This window comes from Halostella pelagica (assembly GCF_004762015.1).
GTDB lineage: Archaea > Halobacteriota > Halobacteria > Halobacteriales > Natronoarchaeaceae > Halostella > Halostella pelagica.
On record NZ_SJES01000002.1, the window covers coordinates 104036 to 128691 of the forward strand.

General features: G+C 65.8%; 28 protein-coding genes. 11 read left to right on the top strand and 17 right to left on the bottom strand.

Going from position 1 to position 24656, the window contains the following annotated elements:
• Positions 1 to 113: 113 nt before the first annotated feature.
• From EYW42_RS04960 to EYW42_RS04990, 7 genes are all read right to left on the bottom strand, one after another.
• Entirely contained in the window at positions 114 to 818 is a 705-nt protein-coding gene (locus tag EYW42_RS04960) for an archaeal proteasome endopeptidase complex subunit alpha (RefSeq protein WP_135534158.1), read from the bottom strand.
• Positions 819 to 1457, bottom strand: a complete 639-nt coding sequence (locus EYW42_RS04965) for a proteasome subunit beta (protein WP_135534159.1) — start codon at positions 1455 to 1457, stop codon at positions 819 to 821.
• A gap of 81 nt (positions 1458 to 1538) precedes the next feature.
• Positions 1539 to 1727: a hypothetical protein gene (locus tag EYW42_RS04970; protein ID WP_135534160.1), complete on the bottom strand. Its 189-nt coding sequence runs from the start codon at positions 1725 to 1727 to the stop codon at positions 1539 to 1541.
• A gap of 58 nt (positions 1728 to 1785) precedes the next feature.
• On the bottom strand, positions 1786 to 2793 hold the full coding sequence (locus EYW42_RS04975) for a cytochrome b/b6 domain-containing protein (protein WP_135534161.1): 1008 nt from the start codon (positions 2791 to 2793) through the stop codon (positions 1786 to 1788).
• Positions 2790 to 3368 (bottom strand): hypothetical protein, encoded by a 579-nt coding sequence (locus EYW42_RS04980; RefSeq protein ID WP_237561279.1) that lies wholly within the window; start codon positions 3366 to 3368, stop codon positions 2790 to 2792. The genes EYW42_RS04975 and EYW42_RS04980 overlap by 4 nt, the downstream gene beginning before the upstream one ends.
• A complete protein-coding gene (locus EYW42_RS04985) occupies positions 3365 to 4018 on the bottom strand; it encodes a 4Fe-4S dicluster domain-containing protein (RefSeq protein WP_375137124.1) in 654 nt (217 codons plus the stop codon). Before EYW42_RS04985 ends, EYW42_RS04980 begins: the two co-directional genes overlap by 4 nt.
• Positions 4019 to 4056: 38 nt before the next feature.
• Positions 4057 to 7293, bottom strand: a complete 3237-nt coding sequence (locus tag EYW42_RS04990; RefSeq protein WP_237561280.1) for a formate dehydrogenase subunit alpha — start codon at positions 7291 to 7293, stop codon at positions 4057 to 4059.
• A gap of 284 nt (positions 7294 to 7577) precedes the next feature.
• Between EYW42_RS04990 and EYW42_RS04995 the strand changes: the two genes are divergently transcribed.
• The 4 genes from EYW42_RS04995 to EYW42_RS05010 all read left to right on the top strand — a co-directional run bounded on the left by EYW42_RS04995 (position 7578) and on the right by EYW42_RS05010 (position 11770).
• Complete coding sequence (locus EYW42_RS04995; RefSeq protein WP_135534163.1) at positions 7578 to 9728, top strand: 4Fe-4S dicluster domain-containing protein; 2151 nt, start codon at positions 7578 to 7580, stop codon at positions 9726 to 9728.
• The gene (locus EYW42_RS05000) at positions 9725 to 10351 is read left to right on the top strand and encodes a TorD/DmsD family molecular chaperone (RefSeq protein WP_135534164.1); all 627 of its coding nucleotides are present in this window, start codon (positions 9725 to 9727) and stop codon (positions 10349 to 10351) included. Before EYW42_RS04995 ends, EYW42_RS05000 begins: the two co-directional genes overlap by 4 nt.
• Positions 10352 to 10686: 335 nt before the next feature.
• Complete coding sequence (locus EYW42_RS05005) at positions 10687 to 11358, top strand: helix-turn-helix domain-containing protein (RefSeq protein WP_135534165.1); 672 nt, start codon at positions 10687 to 10689, stop codon at positions 11356 to 11358.
• A 76-nt stretch (positions 11359 to 11434) separates the two neighbouring features.
• The gene (locus EYW42_RS05010) at positions 11435 to 11770 is read left to right on the top strand and encodes a DUF7344 domain-containing protein (RefSeq protein ID WP_135534166.1); all 336 of its coding nucleotides are present in this window, start codon (positions 11435 to 11437) and stop codon (positions 11768 to 11770) included.
• A gap of 42 nt (positions 11771 to 11812) precedes the next feature.
• On the opposite strand, the gene EYW42_RS05015 is transcribed toward EYW42_RS05010, so the two are convergent.
• Genes EYW42_RS05015 through EYW42_RS19735 form a run of 3 tightly spaced genes read right to left on the bottom strand, consistent with a single transcriptional unit; the run spans position 11813 to position 12464 of the window.
• Entirely contained in the window at positions 11813 to 12052 is a 240-nt protein-coding gene (locus tag EYW42_RS05015) for a hypothetical protein (RefSeq protein WP_135534167.1), read from the bottom strand.
• Entirely contained in the window at positions 12045 to 12326 is a 282-nt protein-coding gene (locus tag EYW42_RS05020; protein WP_237561281.1) for a hypothetical protein, read from the bottom strand. Before EYW42_RS05020 ends, EYW42_RS05015 begins: the two co-directional genes overlap by 8 nt.
• A complete protein-coding gene (locus EYW42_RS19735; RefSeq protein ID WP_168192958.1) occupies positions 12327 to 12464 on the bottom strand; it encodes a hypothetical protein in 138 nt (45 codons plus the stop codon).
• Positions 12465 to 12569: 105 nt separating this feature from the next.
• Between EYW42_RS19735 and EYW42_RS05025 the strand changes: the two genes are divergently transcribed.
• Positions 12570 to 13802: a DUF7405 family protein gene (locus EYW42_RS05025; RefSeq protein ID WP_135534168.1), complete on the top strand. Its 1233-nt coding sequence runs from the start codon at positions 12570 to 12572 to the stop codon at positions 13800 to 13802.
• Positions 13803 to 13903: 101 nt separating this feature from the next.
• Here EYW42_RS05025 and EYW42_RS05030 read toward each other — a convergent pair whose 3' ends face one another.
• Genes EYW42_RS05030 through EYW42_RS05045 form a run of 5 tightly spaced genes read right to left on the bottom strand, consistent with a single transcriptional unit; the run spans position 13904 to position 17543 of the window.
• On the bottom strand, positions 13904 to 14251 hold the full coding sequence (locus EYW42_RS05030; protein ID WP_135534169.1) for a hypothetical protein: 348 nt from the start codon (positions 14249 to 14251) through the stop codon (positions 13904 to 13906).
• The gene (locus EYW42_RS19420) at positions 14248 to 14391 is read right to left on the bottom strand and encodes a hypothetical protein (protein ID WP_161972910.1); all 144 of its coding nucleotides are present in this window, start codon (positions 14389 to 14391) and stop codon (positions 14248 to 14250) included. The genes EYW42_RS05030 and EYW42_RS19420 overlap by 4 nt, the downstream gene beginning before the upstream one ends.
• Positions 14388 to 14897, bottom strand: coding sequence for a hypothetical protein (locus EYW42_RS19740; RefSeq protein WP_202613815.1), 510 nt, complete (start codon positions 14895 to 14897; stop codon positions 14388 to 14390). Before EYW42_RS19740 ends, EYW42_RS19420 begins: the two co-directional genes overlap by 4 nt.
• A 58-nt stretch (positions 14898 to 14955) precedes the next feature.
• Positions 14956 to 15780 carry a DUF7124 domain-containing protein gene (locus EYW42_RS05040; protein WP_135534170.1) on the bottom strand — a complete coding sequence of 275 codons (825 nt, stop codon included), beginning with the start codon at positions 15778 to 15780 and terminating at the stop codon, positions 14956 to 14958.
• Entirely contained in the window at positions 15777 to 17543 is a 1767-nt protein-coding gene (locus EYW42_RS05045; RefSeq protein ID WP_135534171.1) for an aldehyde ferredoxin oxidoreductase family protein, read from the bottom strand. Before EYW42_RS05045 ends, EYW42_RS05040 begins: the two co-directional genes overlap by 4 nt.
• A 76-nt stretch (positions 17544 to 17619) precedes the next feature.
• On the opposite strand from EYW42_RS05045, the gene EYW42_RS05050 reads away from it, so the two are divergent.
• The 4 genes from EYW42_RS05050 (at position 17620) to yqeC (ending at position 20663) form a co-directional block, all read left to right on the top strand.
• Complete coding sequence (locus tag EYW42_RS05050; RefSeq protein WP_135534172.1) at positions 17620 to 18264, top strand: molybdenum cofactor guanylyltransferase; 645 nt, start codon at positions 17620 to 17622, stop codon at positions 18262 to 18264.
• Between the two features lie 191 nt (positions 18265 to 18455).
• Positions 18456 to 18677: a TRAM domain-containing protein gene (locus EYW42_RS05055; RefSeq protein ID WP_135534173.1), complete on the top strand. Its 222-nt coding sequence runs from the start codon at positions 18456 to 18458 to the stop codon at positions 18675 to 18677.
• Positions 18678 to 18793: 116 nt separating this feature from the next.
• Positions 18794 to 19825 (top strand): Mrp/NBP35 family ATP-binding protein, encoded by a 1032-nt coding sequence (locus tag EYW42_RS05060; RefSeq protein WP_135534174.1) that lies wholly within the window; start codon positions 18794 to 18796, stop codon positions 19823 to 19825.
• Positions 19826 to 19934: 109 nt separating this feature from the next.
• Complete coding sequence (yqeC, locus tag EYW42_RS05065) at positions 19935 to 20663, top strand: selenium cofactor biosynthesis protein YqeC (protein ID WP_135534175.1); 729 nt, start codon at positions 19935 to 19937, stop codon at positions 20661 to 20663.
• A gap of 126 nt (positions 20664 to 20789) precedes the next feature.
• Here the strand turns inward: yqeC and EYW42_RS05070 are convergent, their stop codons facing one another.
• Positions 20790 to 22424, bottom strand: coding sequence for a hypothetical protein (locus EYW42_RS05070; protein ID WP_135534176.1), 1635 nt, complete (start codon positions 22422 to 22424; stop codon positions 20790 to 20792).
• A 142-nt stretch (positions 22425 to 22566) separates the two neighbouring features.
• Positions 22567 to 23238, bottom strand: coding sequence for a glycerophosphodiester phosphodiesterase (locus tag EYW42_RS05075; protein WP_135534177.1), 672 nt, complete (start codon positions 23236 to 23238; stop codon positions 22567 to 22569).
• A gap of 133 nt (positions 23239 to 23371) precedes the next feature.
• Between EYW42_RS05075 and EYW42_RS05080 the strand changes: the two genes are divergently transcribed.
• Positions 23372 to 23623, top strand: a complete 252-nt coding sequence (locus EYW42_RS05080; RefSeq protein WP_237561282.1) for a hypothetical protein — start codon at positions 23372 to 23374, stop codon at positions 23621 to 23623.
• Between the two features lie 293 nt (positions 23624 to 23916).
• Positions 23917 to 24627 (top strand): SDR family oxidoreductase, encoded by a 711-nt coding sequence (locus tag EYW42_RS05085; protein WP_135534178.1) that lies wholly within the window; start codon positions 23917 to 23919, stop codon positions 24625 to 24627.
• Positions 24628 to 24656: the final 29 nt, after the last annotated feature.

Consider the following 24656-nt stretch of genomic DNA (forward strand, 5'->3'; position numbering starts at 1 on the left):
TCGTCGAACAGTGGTTCGACAGCAAACAGGGTGTAAGCAAGTAACACGGCCATACTTGCCTCGCAGTCTTCACGTACTTACAGCCGACAGTATGAGTTCCCGACTCGGCCCGATTAGCTGCCGACGGCGTCGCGTCGTTCGTCACGGCTGAGGGCGTCGTACCCGTCCGCAGTCACCGTCGCGATGTCGAGGTTGACCGCCGACAGATCCGCTTCCGTACTCTCTCGAATCGCCCCGAGCGCCGTATCGACAGCCGCGCTCTCGTCGAGTTCGTCGGCGTACTCCGTTTCGAGGTGGTCGATCAGTGTGCCGTCGCCGCCGACCGCTGTGGCCCGCCACGCTGTCGGGGTCCCGGACGGGTCGACCTCGTACAACGCCGGGCCGTTCTCGTCGACGCCAGCGACCAGAAGCGCCGCACCGAACGGTCTCGCGCCGCCGGTCTGGGTCGTCTCCTGGACGGCGTCCGCGAGCGATTTGGCGAGCGCTTCGACGGCCATCGGTTCGCCGTATCTCAGTCGTTCGCGCTGGGCGGTAACGCGAGCCTGATCGACGAGGCGACGCGCGTCCGCGACGTGACCGGCAGTCGCGACTCCCACGTGGTCGTCGACAGCGTGCAGTTTTTCGATGCTATCCGGTTCCTGTAGCGGCGAGCGACGCGTGCCGTTCGCGGCGAGGACGACACCGTCGCCGTGCGTGACGCCGACGACGGGTTGACCTCGGGTGACGGCCTCGCGGGCGTACTCGACCTGGTAGAGGCGGCCGTCCGGCGAGAACACGGTCACGCCGCGGTCGTACGCGGTCTGTTCGTGTCCGTCCATCTACGCCACCTCCGCCGGGTCGTCGTAGGTCGCAGTCGCGACGCCGTCGGCCGTGACGCGAGCGACGAGGACGCCGTTGCCGCTGGCCGTATCGCGCTCGCTGGCGGCGGCGACGGCGTTCGCGGCGACCGCGACTGCCTCCGAAACCGAGGCGTCCGGATCGTACTGCCGTTCCAATACGCCGTACGCGAGTTGCATCCCGCTCCCGGTCGACGCGTACGCGTCTTCCATCACGCCACCGCCGCCATCCAGGTCGTAGACGTGCGCGCCGTCGTCGTCCACACCGCCGAGGACCGGTGTAACCGGGCGGCCGCGGAGCGTGTCGCCCGTAACCCGCGCCAGCGCGTCCATCGACAGGGGGCGTCCGCGTCGCGTCTCGTACAGCGACGCCTCGGCGCGGAGCTGTCGGAGGACAGCCTGCGCGTCCCCGACGGACCCGGAGATGGTCATCGCGGCCGTCGGATGTACCTGTTCGATCTTCGATACGTCCTTGTTCGCCACGAATCGCCCGCCGAGACTCGCCCGCCGGTCGGCCGCTAGTACGACGCCGTCAGTCGCGGTCAAGCCGACGGTAGTCGTCCCGGTCTTTGCGATCTGGTTCTTCTCACCTGCGTCGGGTCCGTGCGACTGTCTTGCCATACAGATGTCTCGGGGACGGGCGGGGATATATGTTAGCTAAAATATATTTTAGCCGGCGGACCGCTCGCCGACCGTCGGCGGTCACATCACGAGCGGGACAATCATCGCTAGCAGGAACGCCGCGACGACGAGTCCCACCAGTACGCCGGACCACCTCGGGCCGTTGTCGTCGTCACCGGCCGTGCCCGACAGCCCGAGAACGTACAGCAGTCCCGCTATCGCCAACAGCACGGCGAGGACACCCATCGCCTCCCAGATCACGCTCACCATCGGTCACGTCACCCCCGTAGATCCGGTCGGAGACGCTCCGCCGGACGAGTGACGGCGGTCAGTCGTCACCGGCGTCACCTCCGTCCGTCGCGGTCGGGGGTTGGCGTCGCTCCTCGGCGATCTGGCGCTCGTACCGCCGGCGCATGACGTTTCCGTACATCGACAGTACGAGGCCGATGAACAGCACGAGAATGCCGATGTTGATCCCGATAGTGAGCAACAGGTTCGTCGGACCGCCGCCGACTGCCAACTCCCTCGGTATGGGATACCCTTCGTCGAAGATGCTTCCGATCAGCACGCTGACGATGCCGATGACGGTGAGGAGACCGAGCAGGTTGGCCGCCCAGTTCCACGTCGGCGAGAGTTCGAGGTTCTCGATGCCGGTGGTGTCGTGGTCCTCGTCGGCGTGATACTCCGGGGTGATGTCTTTCGGGAGGAACGCCTTGAGTTCGACCGGGTAGAACGCCGGGTGCGCGCCGTGTTCGAAGATGTGGAACATCACGCCCATCAGCATGATGATACCGAGGAGACCGTGGAACACGACGAACGCCATGGCCGACGCCTTCGTCTGGAAGAACCCGACGAGGCCGGTCTTGCTCCAGATGAGCAGGCCGGAGATCATGAGCAGCGTCAGTTCGACCGCGAATATCCAGACGACGCCTTTCCCGACGTACGACAGCAGTGGGACCTCGTCGGCCTTGTAGCCGGCGAACTGGCGGGCGTTGGGATGGCGCTCGTCCGCGTACCCCAGCGCGAACTTCACGTCCTGTACCGCGGCCTCGATATCGTCAGTTCCGGGGAGTACAGCACCGAAGTTATCTCGACCGCCGGGCGTGATGAGAAGCAGCGTCATCCAGAATATAGTCAACGCGATCAGTCCGAGGCCGGCGATGCGATGTACCGCGACCACGCCGCTGCTCCCGCCGGTCGCCTCGACCAGCCACCAGAGTTCGTCGTTGAACATGATGGCGTATCCGGTGAAAAACAGCAGGAACACGTCTAGCGCCAGCAGCGAGTGAAACAGGGTCGTGACCCGGGTGAACTTCCCGTGGTCGAGGCTGGTCATCCGGCGTCACCTCCGCGCTCACCGTCCGCCTCCGCACCGCCGTCGGCGGCGACGGCATCCGACCGGCGCGTTTCGCCGGGCTGGCGCATCTGCGACGCGAGGCGACGGAACGCGGCCCAGTGGAGAAACACTATCACGAGGATGCCGAGGCCCATGAGGGCGTCCGCCGCGTGGATGATGGCGATCATCGCGTCTAGCGCCGGGTCGGTGTTTCCCTGCACCCAGTCCGCGCCGATACCGCGCTCCTCAACCGTCGGCTGGACGCGGTACAGTTCCTCGGTGAATATCGCCTGCGACTGCGCCCACCAGTACGCGAGCCCGGTCACTATCAGGCCGACGAGGGCGCTGATGAGGACCGCAAGGCGGTCGGTCAGGCGACTGTCCGGGTCCGTGTAGTTCCGGGGCCGCTCCTTGTGCGGCATCTCCCGGACCGGTTCGTGCTCCGAGCGAGAGGACGGGTCGGTCCCCGCCTCTCGGTCCCGCTGGTCGGTCGCGTCGCTGTGCGGCGTCCCCCCTTCACGGTCGTCCGGTGGCCGGTCCGGATCCCGGTCCCGGTCGTCGGACGTCCCGCTCATCGGTCGAACGCCTCCGCGTCGTCGCCGAAGATGATCTCGAGCGCCTCGTCGTTGAAAAAGGACGCCTCGCCGCGGCGGTCGAGTTCCTCGGCGATCTGGTCGGCCGTCCCGACGAGAATGGCGTCGGTGGCGCACTCCTCCGCGCAGGCGGGGCCCTTTCCGGACTCTAGCTGGCGCTCCTCGCACATGGTGCATTTGTCCATGATACCGCCGCTGCCCGCTAACTCGGCTCCCCCGTCGTTCGACTCGGGAAACTGCGGCGCGCCGAACGGACACCCCGAGAGGCAGTACTGGCAGCCGATACAGAGGTCGTCGCGCACCTCGACGTATCGGTTATCCGGGTTCTTGAACAGCGAGTCCGTCGGGCAGACGGAGACGCAGGGCGCGTTGTCGCAGTGGTAACACTGCATCGGAACGCTGGTTTCGCCCGGGTCTTGCCCCTCGCTCATGGCCGCCCCGCTCCGCGGGTTGTTCTCGGTGTCCTCCGCCATCTGGCCTTCCAGCATCGTCGAGATGCTGATCCGTTGCTCGTCGCGCGGGATGTCCCACGTGCGCTTGCAGGCGACGTAGCAACCGCCACAGTCGATACACGCCTCCACGTCCGGGAAGATTCGCGTCCCTTCGCCGGTGCTGAAGACGCTCTGTCTCATCACCTGTCGGTCCTGGGATTCTTGGTCAGTTGACATTGTTAATGGCTGTCGTTCGGGCGGTCCCTGACGTCGTACGTCTTCTGTCGGCCGAGACCGGCTTCGTCCTGCGGGAAGCCCTCGTTAAGCAGGTGCGTGTCCATGTTTAGTTCGTTCAGCAGGTCCTCGGTCGCCTGACGGACGTTCACCAGCGCGGGTTTCGTCTCCTGCATCTGGGTTTCGGAGTCGTACCCGGGAGACGTGATGATGTTGACACTGTCGCCGATAGCCAGCGGCGTGAGGCCGTCCGGGTAGCGGTCCGAGAGGTCCTGCCCCTTGTAGACGCCGCCCCAGTGGTACGGGAGGAACACCTCGCGGTCGTTCACGCGCCGGGTGACGCGGGCCTTGACGAGGACGGACCCTCGGTTTGTCGTCGAGACGACGACCAAGTCTCCGCCGTCGATGCCGTCGCCGATCTCCTCGGCGAGGTCCGGATGGATCTCCGCGTACATGTGCGGCTGCAGGTCGGCGGTGAATACGTTGTTCCGCGTCTCCGCGCCGCCGCCCTGGTGTTCGACCTGCCGGCCCGTTGTCATGATCGTCTCGAACCCCTGATCCTGTGCCTCTTGTGTGGCCTGCTCCTGAACGGCGCGGTTGTCCTGGTCGAGGCGATAGAGGTTCGTCTGCGGGCCGAACGCTGGCCACTCATCGGCCAGATCGGGACGCGGGCTTTCGATCGGTTCGCGGTGGATCGGGACGGGGTCGTAGAAGTTCCACGCGACGGCACGCGCCCGACCGCGGCCGGTCGGCGGGTCGGGCTGTCGGTTCTGGTACTCCTCGTAGTCGGCGGGGTCGAGGTCAGTGATGAACCGGTCCTGAAAGTCCTGTGCGGCGTCGTACGGCGACCGCGCCGGGTTCAGCGCGTACCGGACCGGACCGGCCATCTGGTCGGAGTTCGAGGGGTCCGCCGGAAGCGTGTTCGCGAACCCGGGGTACTGCGGGACGCCCTCGACCTCGCTATCCCACCAGTCGGGCTGGTAGGAACTCCGGAGCATGTCCAGTCCCTCGTCTCCCTGCTGGTCGTACGTCTCGCTGAGCGGGTACTCCTCGGCCGGGAACCCGCTTTCGCCGCGGACGGTCTCCCAGTTGTCTGGACTGGGAGCTTCAGTTCCCCACCGTGCGCGGAAGTCGTGGCCCCCCTCTCGCGGGTCCAACCGGTCGCGCCAGATGATTGGGGTGCCGGGGTGGTCGGGGACGTTTTCGTTCGGGCTGGTCCCCCAGCACGGCCACGGCAGTTGCCAGAACTCGCCCTCGTACGGCCCGGCTTTCGCCTGCAGATCCTCGGTACTGAACACCTCGTCGTACTCCTGCTGGGCCTGCAACCGCTCGGGCGACATCTGGTAGCCGATGGTGCGGACACCCAGGTTGATCTCCCGCATCACATCCTCGTAGGACTCCGTGCCGTTGTACAGTTCCGGCCCCGGACCCCAGTTGAAGTGTTCGCCGAACCCGAGACGGTCGGCGAGTTGCTGGATGATCTGGAGGTCGGGTCGGGTGTTGTGCCCCGGCGGCCGAACCGGCTCCTTCCACTGAACGGAGCGGTGAGAGTTGGTCACGCTACCGGCGTGTTCGTACGGACTGGCACAGGGCAGGAAGATGACGCCGTCGTCCCGCTCGGCCATCACGGACGCCACCGACGGGAACATATCGATGACGACGAGGAGGTCGAGCGCCTCCATCGCCTGTTTCATCCGGTCCATCTCGGTCAGTGAGTTCGCCGAATGCCCCTGGAAGACGGCCATCTTCGTCTTCTCGGGCTGATAGAGCGTGGACTCGATCAGGCGGTCCTCCTGGTCCAGCGCGGACTCGTACCATCGAGAGACGGTCAGACCGTTCTGGAACATCATCGAGGTGTCGTCCTCCTGATCGCCCGGGTCGCCGATGACGGCGTCGCCGCCGCCGGCCTGCTCCTGCCAGAGTTCCTCGGGCATGTGGTCGAACTTCTCGTACAGGTCCTCGAAGCTGACCTCCCCCTCCGTGTACGGGCTCTTCGTCCAGACGTTCGCCCAGTGCCGCCACGAGTCCACCGACGAGACGGAGTAGTACCCCGGCAGGATGTGAGCGTTCGGCCCGAGGTCGGTCGTCCCCTGGATGTTCGCGTGTCCCCGCATGACCTGCAATCCGCCGCCCGCACGGCCGATACCGCCCGTCGCCAGCGCAGTGATGGCGTGGGCGCGGATGTTCTGCGTGCCGTTGGTGTGTTGGGTGCCGCCCATCGCCCACTCTATCTGGACGTTGGGCATGTTCTCGATGATGAGATCGCCGACCTCCTCGATCGACTCCTCGCTGATCCAGGTGATGTCAGACACCGTTTCGAGGTCGTAGTTCTCCAGTTCGGCTTCGACGTCGGGCCACCCGTTGACCCGCCCCTCGATGTGGTTCCGGTCGAGCGCGTCGTTGTTGAGGAGGTAGTTGATCAGTCCGAGCATGAACGCCGTGTCAGTGCCGGACCGAAGCCGGTAGAACTGGTCGGCGTGGGCAGCGGTCTTGGTGAACCGCGGTTCCACGACGATCAGCGTCCCGCCGCGCTTTTGCCCTTCGAGGATGTGCTGCATCGCGATCGGGTGGGCCTCGGCGGGGTTCTGTCCGATGATGATGTCCAGGTCGTAGTTGCGGTAGTCGTTGATCGTGTTCGTCATCGCGCCGTAGCCCCACGTGTTCGCGAGGCCGGCGACAGTCGGCGAGTGGCAGATCCGTGCCTGATGGTCGACGTTGTTCGTCCCCATAAAGGAGATCAGTTTGCGAAGCGCGTACGCCTCCTCGTTGGAGTGGTGAGCGCTGCCGAGCCAGTAGATGCTATCTCGGCCGTACTCGTCCCAGATCCGCTCTATCTCGCCGACGATAGTGCTGTACGCCTGTTCCCACGTGATCTTCTGCCACTCGCCGTCGACGCGCTGTAGCGGGTGTTTGACCCGCTTGTCGGAGTGTTCGGTTTCGTAGATGCTCGCCCCTTTCGCACAGACCGACCCGTTGTTGATCGGGTTCTCGAACCAGGGCTCCTGACCGACGAACGCGTTCCCCCGTCGCTCGCCCTTGAAACCGCAGCCGACGGCGCAGTAGTTACACACCGAGTTAACGGTCTCGTTCTCGCCGAGGGCACCGTCCGGCGTCTCGTCTTCGCCCTCCTGAGCGAGAACGTGCCCCGCCGCTCCGCCACCGATGGCGACCGCTCCGGCGAGCGCGCTCGCCTTCATGAACGACCGTCGATCGAGGTCGAGTTGCACTGGTTCGTTGCTCACGGTACCGACCCCCGTCGCCCGGCCGTTCGGTTCGGCACGGTAACTATGGGCATGACTTAGAAGATCAACTGGAGCGCGTAAGAGTCTTCACCAATTTTGTCGAGAGAATACGTGTTTGACCTTATTTATGTACACTTTTGCCGAGTTTATATAGAATAATATTAATTTATACCACTTCTCCCTTACCATTCTCATTTTTAAAATTCTGCCCGTTCGATCTATTGTGTTCTGATTTTTGACCATTCGTAACATACTTGCCCTGAGAAGTAGTATCACTGTGGCACATGAACACGGGGGCTTTCGTCTGCGCCTGCGGGGACGGGTGCGCCGTAGACCCGGAGGAAGCGCGGGACAGTGTCGAAGGCGTCGACGTAGTCGCGAGTTCGAGCCATCTCTGCGATGACGGCCTACCAGCGATGTCGCAGGTGATAGACGAACACGACCTGGACCAGTTGCTCGTCACCGCGGTCGACGACGGATGCAAGCGCCGGTTACGCGGCCTCGCTGACGAGCATGATCTCCACCCCGAAGCGGTCGACTTCGTCGACCACCGCGAGAGCGCCGGATGGGTACACGGGAGAGACGCGGCGTCGGAGAAGACGGCGCGAATGCTGACCGCCCGTCACGCCGGCCTGCGAGAGGAACCGGTGTCCCGTTCGGTCTCTCGCGACGCCGGAAACGACGTGGTCGTCGTCGGCGACGCGAAAACCGCCAGCGCACTGGCGGGGGATACGGGGTCGACCGGTGACGCGGAGATAACGCTGATCGCAAACGGCGGCGAATACGCGGGAGTGGACGCAAACTTAGACGACGTGACTGTCGAACGAGGCCGGGTCACCCGCGTCGACGGCGAATACGGCGAGTTCGAGGTGACCGTCGAAGCCCGGGTCACCGAAGACTGCATCTCCTGTATGGACTGCGTCCGCGAAGGGCCGGACGGCATGGTCGCACGCGTTCCCGTCGACATCGTACCCGACGCCCCCGACGGAGAGTGGACGGAGTGCTGTCCGACGAACGCCATCGAGATGGACGGCGTCGAACGCGCTATCGAAGCGGACCAGGTGATCTACCCCGCCGCGACGTCCGCCGACCGCGGCGGGCGTCTCGGGTTTTATACTGGTCCCGTCGACGCTGGGACCGTCGCGGCGGTCGAACGGCTACTCGGCGGCCTGGAAAAACCGCAGCATCTGGACATCGACATGGACGTCTGCGCGTCCGGGGCGTCGAGCAAGCGCGGATGCAACGAGTGCGTAGAGGCCTGTCCGCACGGTGCGGTCGAACGACCCCGTATCGACGAGGTCGAGTTCGACCCCGTCGCCTGCCAGGACTGCGGGGCCTGCACTAGTTCCTGTCCCACCGGCGCGGTCCGGTTGCGGGACCCCTCGAACGAACGGATCGCCCGCGAAGTCGAGGCGCTCGTCCGGCCCCGCGAATCCGGCGGTCTGTTCGGCGGCGACGACCCCATCGGCGAGCAGGTCGTCACGTTCGTCTGCTCGGAACGCGCCGACGACGCCGTTCGGGAGTACGGCCGCCTTTCCGCGGCGGGACGGGACCTCTCGTATCCGCCGGTGTTGCCGGTCCGGGTCGACTGTACGGACACGGTCGGCGAGGCCCACGCGCTCCACGCGCTCGCGAGCGGGGCCGACGGGGTTGCCGTCGTCGGATGCGGCGGATCCTGTCTCCACTCCGGCCCCGATCCGAAGGCGACACTGGTCGACAGCGTCAACGCAGCGTGTCGCGACCTCGGGCTGGGCGAACGCGTCGACTTCTTCGCGCCCGACCCCCGCGACCCAGACGGGTTCGTCGACGCCCTCTCCGCGTTCGTAAACGGGCTCGACGACTCCCCGGTTCCCGCGGGCGAACACGTCGCGACCGGCGACGTAGACGACGGACGAGAGACGCCGCCGTTCGACAATCACGGGTGGGCGCTGGAGAGCGTCCGGGCGATAGTCGACCACACCGATCCTGACCGCGACGTGATCCGAGGGCTATCGGATTTCGGCTGGATGGAGGTATCCGACGACTGCGCGCTGACGCCTACGTGTACGAACATGTGTCCGACGGACGCGATCCGCAGAGAGGGGAGCGACCTGCAGTTCGACCACGAACGCTGCGTGAACTGCGGGCTCTGCGAGGACGGCTGTCCGGAGGGAGCCATCACGATGCGCGACGGACTGGACCTGTCGTTGCTGCCCGAGAATCGAGAGGCCGTCACAGACGCGGACGCCGAATCGAACGATCCGGCGTGGATGACGGTGTACGACGGTGAGATACTGTCCTGTCGCCGCTGCGGTCGCGAGTTCACGAGCGTCGGTTCGGCCGAGAAGGTGAAGGCGGCGGTCGGCGAGCGGGTCGAGGGTATCGCGCCGGACTCGGAACACAGCGTGTTCGAGTACTGTAACGACTGCCGTGCCAGACTCCACTTCGACACATGAACACCGACTCCGTCTACGAGGCACGACTCGAACTGTTCGACTTCGCCGTCGACTCGCTCGGCGACGCGCCGAACGAGGCGTTCCTGACTGACCTGTTCTCTGGGGTGACGGTTCCCGACGACGAGGTCCACCCGTCGCTGGACGAGGGGTTCGCCGCGCTCGAACGGTTCGTCGAGGACAACGAGGACCGACCGATACGCGACGTGGAGGACGAGTTGACAACCGAGTACACGCGCCTGTTCGTCGGTCTCAGGCCCGTCATCACCCCCCACGAGACGTACTACCGCGACGACACGGAGTACATCGGGGAGGGACTCGCCGAAGTCGAGGAGAGCTATCACGCCGTCGGGTGGGAACCGCCGGAGGACTACCCCGAGGAGAACGATTTCGTCGCGGTCGAACTCGCCTTTCTCAGACACCTGATCCGACGCCAGCGCCGCGGTGAGGCCGAGGCGTTCGGCTACGAACGGGTTTTCCTCGACGAACATCTACTGGAGTGGATAGACGAGTTCGCCGCTGACGTGCGCGAGGAGACGGAGTCGGACCTCTACCTCGCCGCGGCGGACATCACCGAGGGCGTCGTCGCCTTCGAGGACGAACTCACCGCACAGATGGCACCGTAGCGACAGCGGCGCAGTCCGCGAGTCACCGCTTTCGACCCGCGGCGGTGCGGAGGATACGCCCCAGGCTGCCGGCCGCGAGACGAAACGGGAGTCGCTCATACGGACTGTTGTAACTGTGAACCGGTATGCGTCGTTCCCGTGTCGGTGCCCTCCGGAAATGACTTACAACAGTCCGTACCAAACGGCTCCGAAACTGGAGTGGGTTTCCTGACTGGACAGCCGTTTCGAAGCGCGGACCGGCGGTCAGACAACAGTTATCGACGCCGGTATCGGAAGAGAGCACAAATCCCGTTCTTCCACGGCCCTTATTCTACTCGATACCGAACCCCGTGGATATGAGTGTCATCGCGGAGTTCACCGTTCCTTCAGACGACTTTGCGCTCCCTCACACCCTGACGGCGGTACCGGAGATGATAGTCGAGATAGAGCGCGTCGTCGCGACGATGCAAGACAAAGTCATGCCGTACTTCTGGGTCAGCGGCCTCGAACAATCGGAGTTCGAAGACGCGTTCCGGGAGGACGAGTCGGTGAAGAACGTCGCCAAAATCGACGAGATCGACGACGGGAGGCTCTACCGCGCGGAGTGGACGGAAAACGTCGAGACGATCGTCTACGCGTACGTCGAGATCGGAGCGACGATCCTGCGGGCCGTCGCGAGAGACGAAACCTGGGAACTGCGGATACGTTTCGACGACCGCAGTCGGCTCTCGGATTTCCAGGAGTACTGCGACGAGAACGACATCACCTTCGAACTCAACGAACTCAAGGAACAGGAACAGCCGATGGCGAGCGTCCAGTACGACCTGACGACGAAACAGCGTGAGACGCTGGTGACTGCGCTCGAAGAGGGGTACTACGAGGTGCCTCAACAGGTGACGATGAGCGAACTCGCGAACCGGATGGATCTCTCGCAGCAGGCGTTGTCGAAGCGGTTTCACACCGGCCACCGGAACCTGATTTCGAGTACGTTAACTATCAACTACCCGTCGAGAGACGATCCACAGTAGAGAGCGCTTTCGGACCGGTGAATGGGGTGAATATACAACCCTTGTTCTCTTGGGTTACGAGGAATTACCCAGTGATATGACGAACGTCTATCAATCACACGGAGACGTAGACGCGGTCTTCGAGTGCCTCTCTCACACTCGCCGCCGGTACGCGATCCGTTGTTTGCGGGAGTACGAGGGACCGATGGCACTGGCCGACCTCGCTGACGAGATCGCCGTCCGGGAGAACGGGTCGCCGATCACCGAGATCCCCGCGGAGGACGTAAAGCGGATCTACCTCTCGCTCTACCACAATCATCTTCCGAAACTGGACAGTGCAGGAATAGCACGGTACGACCAAGAGGGCGATATGGTTCGACTCGCCGACGACGAGCGCCTGGAGCGGTTCACGGACCTCATCGAAGGTGGGTAGCGCCGTCGAACGACTGGGTTCTGGCGGATAAGAGGTGGATATCTATCCGTTCTCGTATCTCGCCGTCGCCACGGTGCCGAACAGAAATACGAGCGACGAACCGAGCAGCCACATCGCGACGGGCGTCGCCGCCGAGATGGTCCGTTCCATGCGGAAGTACCAGGTCCACGTCGCGTGCATCTCCGCGACGAACGCGACGAGACCGACGAGGGCGACTACCAGCAACAGCGCCGTTGCCGAGAGAACGGTTCCCACCCGGCAGACTCGCGTCAGGCTACGCATCGTCGACCCACCACCGCGAGACGAGCAAGAGTCCGAAAAGCGGGACGAGGGCGGTCAACAGGTACGAGATGAACAGTCCGACGTAACTGACAGTTGACTGGAGGTGGATCGCCCAGTGCCAGGTTCCTTTCAGTTCCGCGATGATGGCGATGGTGCCGACGGTCAACAGCGATAGGGCAAGAAGCGTCGCGAGCACGTACACGGCGTATCCGAGGACCCTGACGACCCGCGTGCCGTCGAGACGCTCGCCGCGAGCAACGGTGCGCTCGGACATCTACGCCCCCCAGTGGTACCTGTAGGCATCGTACGCGATGATGCCCAGAACGACTGATCCCACGAGCAGTACCGTCACGGCGTCGTCGGCCGGCAGCGGGAGTTCGGCCGATGAAAGTCCACTGCTAGCGTGTAACATGCGTAGTTGCAAGCAGTGAATTCGCATAAACGCTTGCTACTCTCGGAAAACGTGATACACGACGGGCTTATACGCCGAGATCCAGTACTCTTGTCAAGCGATAGCATGGCAAGTCGACGCACACTCCTCGAACGGATCGCGGGTATCGCCGGAGCCGTCGGCCTGGCGGGGTGTTCGCAGTTCCTACGGCCGGCGCGGTCGGAGACCGACCTCGGATTAGACCCGAACCCGCACGCCGACGGGCTGCCGAACCGTCAGCACGCGCAGTCGTCGTTCGTCCGGCGAGACCGGCACGGCAATCCGCTGTTGCCCCGGCATCACCGGGTCCTGTTGCTCGACCTGAGCGCGTCGCCGTCGAAAGAAACGGGCCGCACGATAGAGCGCGCGATGCGAACTCTCGAAGGCGCGTACGAGTGGGGACCCGACGGGCTCTTTCACCTGCTCGCCTGGGGGCCGAACTACTTCGAGCGAGTGGGTGCACTGGACGCGACACCGGTTCGCCGGCCTGAGGTACTCTCGCGTACGGACGACCCGGACCTCCTCGACTTCGACGCCGCGCTCGCCCTGTCGAGCGACGTTCCGTCGCACCTCGACGCCGCGGAGAACGCTCTGTTCGGTCCGAAGGACTCTCTCGGCGACGTTTCAGTCGACGACCGCCTCGGCGACGTGTTCTCGACCAGCGGTCGACGCACCGGGTTCATCGGCGAGGGGTTGCCGGTCGAGCACACGGACGCCGAAGGGTTCCCTGAGGACCCGCCGCTGTCCGACTCCGACCGGATGTTCATGGGCTTTCGCTCGGGAATGCGCGGCACGCAGGCCAGCGAGGACCGCGTCACCATCGACTCCGGGTCGTTCGAGGGGGGGACGACGATGCATCTGAGCCACCTGAGCCAGTCGCTCACTCGCTGGTTCGAGGGGTTCGACCGGAACGAGCGCGTCGCGCGGATGTTCTCCCCGGAGTTCTCCGACGAGGACGTAGACGAGTTCACCGACACCGTCCCGTTCAGCGACGCCGTCTCAGACCACGCGAGCGAACACGACGTCGTCGGCCACCACGAGAAAGTGGCCCGGGTCCGCGAGGACGGCGAACCGATCGTCCTTCGGCGGGACTTCAACACCGTCGACGGCAACCGGGCGGGCGTCCACTTCCTCTCATTCCAGGCGTCGCTCGACGACTTCGAGAAGACGCGAAAGGCGATGAACGGCTGGTACGTCCGCGACGACAGCACCAAAGTGCGTGACCGGCAGAACAACGGCATCCTGGAGTTCATCACCGTCGAGTCGCGGGCGAACTTCTACGTCCCGACCCGCGAGTACCGAGCGCTGCCGATGTTCTAACTCCGGCGGGCGGCCCTTCGCGACGATATTCGACATCGCAGTGCGTCGAGGTTCTCCATCCGCCTCGGGCCGACAGCGTAACTCCGGCTGAGCGGGCGACGCTACGTCGGCGGCGCACCCGGCGGCCGCTTCTGGTCGTCGTCGAGGAAGACGCGGGCGAACAGGTCCACGTGGAGTTTCAGGACGGCCTCTGGCGGGAGGCCGCTCTCTTCGGCCTGGGCGTCGAGAAATTCGGCGAGTTCCTCGCTCGGGTCGTGTCTGATCTCTGTCCCCTCGACCCCGAAGGCGATGTCGTCCGGGTCCTCGACGTCGCGGACCAGATGTTCGATCTCCAGCAACGCCTGTTCAGCCTTGGTCTCGATAGCCTGCTCGTGGTCCATCATCCGCTGGTCGCTCCAGTCGTCGACGGCCTCCAGAAAGCGGTCGCCGGGTTCGAACGCCAGCGTCAAAACGACACCCCCGCGTCCTCGTCGACGAAGGACTCCTCCCAGCGGGTCACCTTGTCGCAGACCGGGCAGGGTCGCACCTGCTCGCTCTCACCCAGCAACGACGCCATCGTCCCGCACTCGGCGCACTCGTAGTACGTCACGTCCTCGACCCCCCTTCGTCGACGGGACCGCTTCCCTCCGCAGGCACCCACTCAGTCTCCGCGTCGCAGACTTCGCAGTATCGCGCGTGCGGTTCAGCGACGGCTTCGTCGGACGCGGACACCGTTCCGCACTGGGTACACTTGTAGTACGTCTTCGGTTCGACGTGGTCAGTTCGGGCGGAGGCCATCCGCTCGGACCGGTCGGTGTGACGGTGCACCCTCCTCTGTCCGGCCCCGCCGCGCGCCGTCTCCGGCGGAAACGACTCGGGGAGCGGACCAGGCTCGCCCAGTTCCGAGTACAGGACGACGAGGAATCCGAGCAGCGCCACTATCACCGCCAGGCCGGCCCACCCGCTGGCCGGTGTGTGTCCGACGTACCCCTCGAACGGCCCCGTCTGACCCATCGAGACGAACACGTTCATCGCGGAGAGGATCAGCCACGCACCGAGCAGCAACACGGCCGCCAGAAGCACCGGGTGCTGTCTGAGAGCGTATCGCTTCACCATGCGGTAGCGATCCACGTCGACTGTGAAAACGATTCACCAACCTCTCCGAACGGCGACGTTACTCCGTCAGTTCCCAGTTCGCCTTCGCCGCCGCGTCTGCCACGGGGACGAACTCCCAGTCTGCCCGCTCGGCGATGTACTCGTCCTCGCCTTCGACGCCGACGACGACCATGCGCTCCGAGTAGAACATCGAGTGCACGTCGATCTCCGCCAGCCGTTCGCCCGGGCCCGTTCCCGTGCCGTTGAAGAAGTCGGCGTCGACGCCGTGGTTGCGCTGGAAGGTGCCGATGACGTGGGCTGGCACGTCGCCGACGATACCGATCCAGTCGGACCAGACCTTCGCGTCGGCGACGGCCGCGGCGGGGTTCGCCAGGCGCTTCGCGGCCTCGTAGGTCAGCGCAGTCACCATGTCGTCGACGCCGCCGCCGTGGGGGCCGCTCGCCTCCGCGTCCGGCGGTGCCGCGGCGGTCGCGTCAGACTCGCCCTCGCTCCCGGCACCCGCTCCGCCGGACCGCTTCGGGATCCCGACTGGATCGCCCCGGTTCTCCCGCGGGACGTGCGGGACGCGCGCCTCGCCGCTAGCGTCAGAGGCCTGGCCGGCATCGCGGTCGGAACCGTCCGCGACGTCTCGGATCCTCGGCGACGGCACGCCGTCACCGCCCGCTTCGGATATCGGTTGGTCGTCCGTCGAGTCGCTACCGGCAGCGTCTACGGAAGAGTCACCCGAGGACGACGGCCCGACCGGCGCGTCCTCGGCGGACTGCGTCGAGACGGGGGCGTCGTCGTCACCGTCGTCCCGCCAGATCCAGTCGCCCGGGTTCGGTTCGCCGTCTTCGGTCCCGTCGTCGGCGTCGATGTCGTCGAGGTCGATGCGTTCTGTCATAGTTCTGGTGCCCCGGCAGGACCGTCCGCGAGGGGCGTGTCGTCGTCGACCGCGTCTGTGAGATCCAACCGTTCGCACAGCGCTCGTGTGGGACGCCCGTCGAACCCCCAGTCGCGGGCCGCGTAATACCGCGTGAGGAGCCGGTCGAACGCGTCCGGGTCGATACCGTCCGAGTCGTCGACTGGGCGCGTCAGTACCTCCGGGAGTTCGTCGTCCGAGCGGTCGAACCCCTCTCGCACGTTGAACAGGCGGACCAGAGTCCAGATCCGCTCGCCGGCGGCCCGCAGTTCGTCCGGCGTCCGGCTCTCGCCCGCGGCCCGGAACCACTCCGCGGCGAGGTCGTCGAGCACCTCGCCGGCGAAGTCGTCCCCCACGAGGCTCCAGACGAGCGACCGGCGGTCCTGTTCAGCGACTACGGCGCGGACGCGGTCAGCGTCGGACCAGTCACCGAACACCTCCTCCTCGACGGGGCGGGCGCGACGGTGGCACGCGCCGCGGTCGCTGGTGGCGTACGCGAGCGCCATCGCTCTGGACCCGCGGGGGTCGTACCCCGGAAGCTCCATCGCTTTCACGGTCGGGACGAGTCCCTCACCGCCGAACCGCTCTGCGGCCGCCGCGACGCCGTCAGCGAGCGCGTCGCCGAGCGGCGTCGACCGCGACGCTATTTCCTCTATCAGCACGCGGGCACCGTCCTCGTCCCCGAACGAGAGGTCGCGGTCGAGGACGCCCTCCTCGCTGGCGCGGACCGCCCACGCTACCGCGCTGCCGGCGCTGATGACGTCGACGCCCAAGCGGTCACAGGTTTCACCGAGCGCGGCGACGGCGTCGAACTCGCCGACGCCGAGTCCCGCGCCGAGCGACATCGCGGTCCCGCCGCGCGGGACGTACTCGCCCGACTCCGTCTCGACGCGGAAGCCGCCGGGCACGTCGTCGTCCTCGCGTTCGCGCCCGCTCGAAGCCTCGCGGACGGCCGCGACCCCGACCGCGTCCGCGCTCTCGAACTCGCTCTCCTGCCACCCGCGCGTAGAGAGGACGCCGACCTCGTCGGCGAACTCGACCGATTCGACGGTGCCGCTGGCGCGCTGCCACCGGCCGACATCCGCGTTCAGGTAGTCGTCGGTGTATCGCTCGCGAAGGTCGCCGAACCCCTCGGGCGGGTCGCCCCGGGCGACGACGGCTTTCAGGCGCTTCGACCCCATGACTGCACCCGCGCCGCCCCTGCCCGCGTGGTGGTCGGCATCGTCCGAAGCGATGGTCGCGTACTGGACTTCCTGTTCGCCCGCGGGGCCGACGCAGGCCACCGCGGCGTCCGGACGAGCGGTACACGTCTCGACCGCGTCTTCGCCCCACTGGTCGCTCCGGGCGACCGTCGCATCGCCGTCCGTCACTTCGACCCTGACGGGGTCGTCGGCCCGCCCGGTGACGAGCAGTCCGAGATGGTCCTCAAGGGCACCCGAGAGCCGTTCGGCGAAGCCGCCGCCGCTGTACGAGTCCAGAAACGTGCCGGTCAGCGGCGATTTCGTGACCGCCGCATAGCGCGGTTCACCCGGCAACACCGCCGAGAGCGGGCCCTGCATGAACAGAAGCGCGTTCGCCGGACCGAGCGGGTCGGTTCCGGGGGCGAGTTCCTCGTAGAGGTAGCGGGCCCCGAGTCCTTTCCCGCCGACGTATCGGCGACGCCACTCCGCCGGCACCCGTTCGCTACTCACGGTAGCCGCGGTGAGATCCACCCGCAAGAGGCGGTCGGGTAGGTCGTACTCCATCTACGTCCGGTACGTTGACGCTGCGCATAAGGATTATCGTAATCGATAACGCACTTCGCGAGAAAGGACGGGAGAGATGCCGACCGGAGTGATAATCGCCGGCGGACGGTCGACCAGATTCGGCGAAGAAGACAAGGCCGTCGCGGAACTGGGTGGAACGCCGATGATCCGCCGGGTCGCCGACCGGATCGCGGGCGTCGTCGAGTCGCTGGTCGTCAACTGCCGCGAGGACCAGGTCGAACCGATCCGCGAGGCGATGCGAGGCTACGATCACGACGTCTCCTTCGCCGTCGACCCGGATCCCAACCAGGGGCCGATGGCGGGTATCCGGAACGGCCTGCGCGCCGTCGACACCGAGTACGCCTTCGTCGTCGCCTGCGATATGCCCTTCGTCGACCCGGACATCGCGTCGTACCTGTTCGACCGCGCGGCGGACTACGACGCCGCCGTGGTGCAACTCGACGACCAGTGGTACCAGACCACTCAGGCCGTCTACCGTGCGGAAGCGATGGCCGACGCGTGCGACGACGCGCTCGCGGCGGGAGAGCACAAGATACTCGAACCGCTGTTCGACCTGAACTACGTCGTCGTGGAGGGAACCGAGATAGAGTCGGTCGGGTCGACCGAGACGTTCGAGAACCTGAACACCCGCGAGGAGTTCGAGGCGGCGGCCGAGCGGTTCGCGGACGGCGAGAGCGACTCGAACGATAGTAGCCACTGACAGTCATTGCACACCCGATCGCACGACGGTTGTGCGATCGGTGTGTAAATCGTTTCAGTTGTTATTACAACTCCGGAGACGGACCCCGAGCAGTGTTCCCCTGACCGCGGTTGAACGGCCGCCGGGCGCTCCCGCCGGCTGGTAACTAACCGGGACGTACCTTGATTGGCGCGAACGTGGTACGGCGAGCGATGAGCACAGACGATACGCCCGTACCAGTGGAAGAAGGAGAGGAGTACACCGTGGAAATAGCGGACACCGGGGAGGAAGGCGACGGCGTCGCCACGGTTCAGGACTTCGTCGTTCTCGTCCCCGACGCTGCCCTCGGCGAGCGGGTGACGGTCCGTATCGACGAGGTTCAGGAGGACTTCGCCCGCGGTGAGGCCGTCAAATCGGAGTCGGACGTGAGCTAGTCGACGGAAAAGCCCAATCGACCGCGCGACCAAGACGGAGAACCCAGGAACTGTCGGCCGCGACGCAAGTGAACGGTTCGCAACCCTTATCGGCGTTTCCGCGCCTATCACCGGGCATGAACGCAGACGACGTGCTCGACTTGCTGCGCAAGGTGGAGGACCCGGACCTCGGCGACGACATCGTCTCCCTGAACCTCGTCAACGACGTGACCGTCGAGGACGAGACGGCGCACGTCTCGCTGGCGCTCGGCGCGCCGTACTCACCCAACGAGACGCGGATCGCGGAGCGCGTGCGCGAGGTGCTCGGCGATGCCGGCCTCGAAACGGACCTCTCGGCTGAGGTCGACTCGGGGCTCTCGCCAGAGGAGCAAGTGCTTCCCGACGTAGAGAACATCATCGCCGTCGCCAGCGGGAAAGGCGGCGTCGGCAAGAGCACCGTCGCGGTCAACCTCGCCGCCGGACTCTCGCAGATGGGCGCGCGGGTCGGCCTGTTCGACGCGGACGTGTACGGGCCGAACGTCCCGCGGATGGTCGACGCCGAAGAGGTTCCGCAAGCCACCGCCGACGAGACGATCATCCCGCCCGAACAGTTCGGGATGAAGCTGATGAGCATGGCCTTTCTCGTCGGCGAGGACGACCCCGTCATCTGGCGCGGCCCGATGGTCCACAAGATCCTCACCCAACTCTGGGAGGACGTCGACTGGGGACACCTCGACTACATGGTCGTCGACCTGCCGCCGGGCACTGGTGACACGCAGTTGACCCTGCTCCAGAGCGTCCCCATCGCGGGGTCGGTCATCGTCACGACGCCCCAGGAGGTCGCGCTGGACGACGCCCGCAAAGGGCTGGAGATGTTCGGCAAGCACGACACGCCCGTCCTCGGCATCGCCGAGAACATGGCGACGTTCAAATGTCCCGACTGCGGCAGCGACCACCCCATCTTCGGCGAGGGCGGCGGCGAGCGCTTCGCCGAGGAACACCAGATGCCGTTTCTCGGCTCCGTCCCGCTCGACCCCGCGGTGCGGACCGGTGGCGACGAGGGCGAACCCGTCGTCCTCGACGAGGACAGCGAGACGGGGCAGGCGTTCCGCGACATGACCGAACGAGTCGCGAACAACGTCGGGATCGTCAAGCGGCGCACGCAGTAAACGGGTTGGTTTTCGCCTCGCGACCGCTGTAACGCGGGGACTGCCGACCCCGACCGAACCGTTTTCCCGAGGCCCCGGAGTTTTCCGTTTCCGTTCCGCGAGATAGAGCATGGACATCGTCGACGCCCTCGACGCGGCAGGCGGGACGACCTGTCTCGTCGGCGCAGGCGGGAAGAAGACGACGCTGTACGCGCTCGCTGACCGGATCGACCGCGCCGTCGTGACGGCGACGGTCCGGATCCCCATCTTCGACCGACACGTCGCGGAGGTCGTCGTGACCGACGATCCGGCCGATGCGGTCCGAACGGCCGACCGCTGGCCGCTCGGACTCGTCCCCGAACGAGAGCGCGAGGACCGGTACCCAGGCTACGATCCCGAGACAATCACGGCTATCGCGGCGGCGGACGCCGCTGACGCCGTTCTCGTCAAGGCCGACGGAGCGCGGACGAGGGAGTTCAAGGCTCCGAACGACCAGGAACCGCAGGTCCCGCCGTCGGCGGATACGGTCGTTCCCGTCGCGAGCGCCCACGCGGTCGGCAAGCCCCTGACGAGCGAGTACGTCCACCGACCCGAACGCGTCGCGGCGATCACCGGTCGCGACGAGGGCGACGAGATCCGGCCCGTCGACGTCGCGGCAGTGCTCGCCAGCGACGACGGCGGGATGCAGGGCGTTCCTGACGGAGCGAGGGCGATCCCGCTGATAAACAAGGTCGACGACGAGGAACTGGCGGCGGTCGCGGGTGACATCGCGGCGGAGGTACTCGCCCGGAGCGACGTGCCGAAGGTCGTGCTCGCGCGGATGGCCGACCCCGACCCGCTCGTCGCCGTCGAGGAGTAGTCAGCATTCGTCGGCCCAACCGCTGGGAGTCCGCCCGCTGCCGACGAAACTGCTGTCGGACGGCGCGGTATCGGTCCCCCCGCGTTCCCTCCTGCGGCCCGCTCGTCCCCGTCGTAGTCCCAGCGGTCACCGGATCCGATACTCACGGTATCGCCGGACAGCTATCCGACGTGCGAACACAGAGAGACCGACCGCGACGAGTACGGTGAGACAGAGCGATCCGGTCCGGACGGCGACGGCCGGGACCCCGAGGGCTGACGCACCCCCGTACACTGACGGAATGTTCCCCAAAAACCCCGGGAGGGCGGCGATCAACACGACCACGAAGATCCCCCCGAGCCTGAGAAACGGTGCCGATCCTATCTCCGCGTACACCGGTACGTCAGTGAAGAAAAAGGGGATGGGGACGAACTCGGTGCGGTCGACACCCATTCCGACGGCGACACAGACCGCCGCGGAACACGCACAGACGGCAACGCCGACGAGGACCATCAGGACCGCCTCTACGACGCCGACGGGGCCAACTACTCCGAGCGGAAGGACGACGACCGTAACGACCGGAACGCCGGCGACGAGCGCCGCCAGAACGAGTCCGTCGACGAACTGCCGCCCTCCGACCGTCGTTAACAGCGCGGGCAGGACGCGGTACTTGACTCCGATCGGATCCGTACCGAAAGCGACGCCACCCGCAAGTCCGAGGGAGAACGCAACAAGCAACAGCATGGTGTTTGCCCCGCCGACGATAGCGACTGCCGGAAACAGGACCAGGGCGGCGAAGACGAGGACGTATCCCGTGTTCAGAACCCCCCGTGGGACCCGTCGCTCCACGAGCAATCGCCCTCTGGCAACGGTGCGGACGGGCCGTGAAACGCGCTCTCCGAGGAACCGTTCCAGCCACCAGTCGTCGACGAGTGAGTGCGAACCGCGGTCCTCCGTCGAACTTGCGGGGTCGGCCTCCCAGATACGGCGGGCCAGAACGGTCGTCACGCCCGCGAGGAGCGGGACCGAGAGGAGAACGACTCCGAGCGCACTCAGACCGCGACGCACTGCGACACCTGCTTGGTGGCTCGCACCCGAGAGCGCGAGGTCGATCACCCACGCCGCCGGCCGGAGTTCGCTCACCGCTATCGCCGGGACGACCGTCGCCAACGTGTCCTGAAAGATGATAAAGACGACTAGCAGTATCGTCCAGCCAAAGACGGTGAACAGGTCCTTGTAGAACCCAAGCCGAACGATCCGCAGTCCGACGAGATGCGCGGCGAGTCTCCCCGCGGTGCCGACCGCGACGGCGAGCGCCGTCAAACTCGCGACTGCGGCGACGACCGTGAGAGCGACCATCGGCGACCGGAGGCCGAGCGCGGTCCCGACCGCAATGCCCAGCGCCGGCAGGGCGAGCACGGTGATCAGCCGAGCGTACCCGAAGAGGAGGAGGCCCGACGTGACCGTTCGGGCTGGTACAGTAGTCAGAAGCAAGTCGGCGTTCAGACGCTCGAATCGCGCATGCGTCAACGAAGAACTCCGCCACACCATCCAGACGAACAGCGCAGTGACGGCGGTCCACAGACCGGCGGGCAGTGCCGTCTGGCCCGTAGCGAGGTCACGTCCGAGTCGGTAAGCGAACGCACCGAGCAAAACGCCGACACAGAGAAGCAAGCCGGAACGGACGCGTCGCCCGAACCACCGCCCGTCGAATTCGCGCTGATGGCGCGTCAGTTCGGTCCGTGCGACTCTCGCGCTGTGGTGGATGCGAAATTCGACCATAGGCACTGTGGTCAGTGGTGAGTCCGTACGTCTGGCTGGCATTTATACTTTCCAATAGAGGAGTTATATTTTCCATCGACACCGTAGAACACGGGTGACGGAACGCCGAGCGTTCCGCCGCGGGATCACGAGCGGTATCCGCTCACCGACGCGAACAGCCGATATCCGAGATGTCCGCGATAGCTCCGTCCACACCGCACGTCTCTAACAGGCGCGCGACCGGTCGTCGCGTGACTGTCCAAGCGTTCACCGCGAGGTCGGACTCGTGGGCCCGTCGAACGGTGCGGATCGTCAGGCAGAGGAGAGACGACGGATGAAGCGCGTCACAGCCGAGGTCCGTTGCCGTCCGCACCGGACGGTCGTACTCGTGCGTGCAGACGAACGCGGTCGACACGCCCGGGTCAACGTTCGCCACCTCTCGCAGGACGGCCGGCGAAAACGCGGAGACGAGCAGGTCGTTGTCGGCGGCGGTCGCGGCGGTGAGGGCGTCGGCCACCAGACCGCCTTCCTTCAGTTCGATATTCACGGCGGTATCGTCCGGGACCGACTCCAGGACGGCATGGAGCGTCGGGATAGTCTCGCCGGACCGAAGCACGTCGAGTCCGCGGAGTTGAGCCAGCGTCAGATCGCTGACGGCACCGCTCCCGTCCGTCACGCGGTCGACAGTCGCGTCGTGGACGACCACCAGTTCGCCGGACCCGCACCGGCGGACATCCACCTCGATCATGTCCGCCCGGTCGGCCGCGCGACGCACCGCCGCGAGCGTGTTCTCGGGCGCTTCGGCGGCGAAGCCGCGATGAGCGATGAGGTCCATACCGCCCGTTCGCGTTCCCGGACAAAGTATCGTGGGCCTCTCGACACGGGAACTGCTCCCGTTCGGTCAGGTCCGGTCGCCGAGGATGTGCACGTCCTGTCCCGTCAGGACGAACCAACTATTTTGCCCGTAGATGTGGCAGTTCCAAACGATCACAATGCCCCGTGACGCTGACGAGTCCGCACCAGAGGTCCCGATAGTCTGTACCGTGTGCGAAACGGAGAGCCGAGTCCCGCTTTCGGACGTCGCCGACGTCATCGAAAAACACAACGAGCAGATACACGACGGCGAGGAGGCCGCCGAAGTCGACCCGGCCCTCGCGGACCAACTCGCCGACCTCGTCGCGGAGGAGATGGGTCTCTACGACGAACCGTCGGAGGAGTGACCGAGACGGTTACCCCCACTTGACGGGGCATCCGGGCGTCTCATACTGTCGGCTGTAACTTCGTAAAGATACTCGGACCCCGTGGGTCCGATATTCTCCAAGGGATTACAGCCGACAGTATCAGCGTCGCGTCGGTCGCAATGGCAGTGCGAGCAGTTCGCCACCGCGAAACACGGGTAACGGGACGGATGCGGGTCGACGAGTACGGCCACGTGTTCGGAGTCAGCGCGTTCGGGGCGCTCGACGGTCCCTGATCCTCCCGTTTTATTTTCGTCGCCGCCGTCGAACACGATATGTCTGTGAGTTTCGACTTCGACGGGAGCGTGGCGGTCGTCACCGGCGCGAGCGGTGCGCTCGGCAGCGCTATCGTCGACCGGTTTCGCGCCGCCGGTGCGACGGTGTGCGCCGTCGACATCGTCGCACCCCACGAGGACGGGTCACTGCTAGACCTCGACGAAGACACCCACTTCTACGAGGCGGACCTAACCGACGAGGGCGACGTCGCCGAAACCGTCGACGCCGTGGTCGACGACCACGGCCGCGTCGACCATCTGGCGAACATCGCCGGCACCTGGCGCGGCGGAACGCCCATCGAAGAGACCGATATCGCGGAGTTCGAGTTCCTGATGGACGTGAATCTGAAGTCGGCGTTTCTCACTTCGAAGCATCTCGTCCCGCATCTCCGCGAGGCGGACGGCGCTATTGTCAGCGTCAGCGCCCGCTCCTCGCTGGAGGGCGGCGAGGGCGACGGTCCGTACCGCATTTCCAAGGCCGGAATCCGCCTACTCACAGAGACCCTCGCGGAGGAAAACGAGGGCGACCTCCGGGCCAACGCAATCATGCCCAGCGTCATCGACACACCGATGAACCGCGAGATGATGCCCGACGCGGACCACGACGAATGGGTCGACCCGGCAGACATCGCTGACGTCGTTGTGTTCCTCTGTAGTGAGTGCGCGAGCGTGACGAGCGGGGCGGCGGTGCCCGTGTACGGCGAGGCGTGATTCTCGCGGGAGAGGCGCCTATTTTCCGT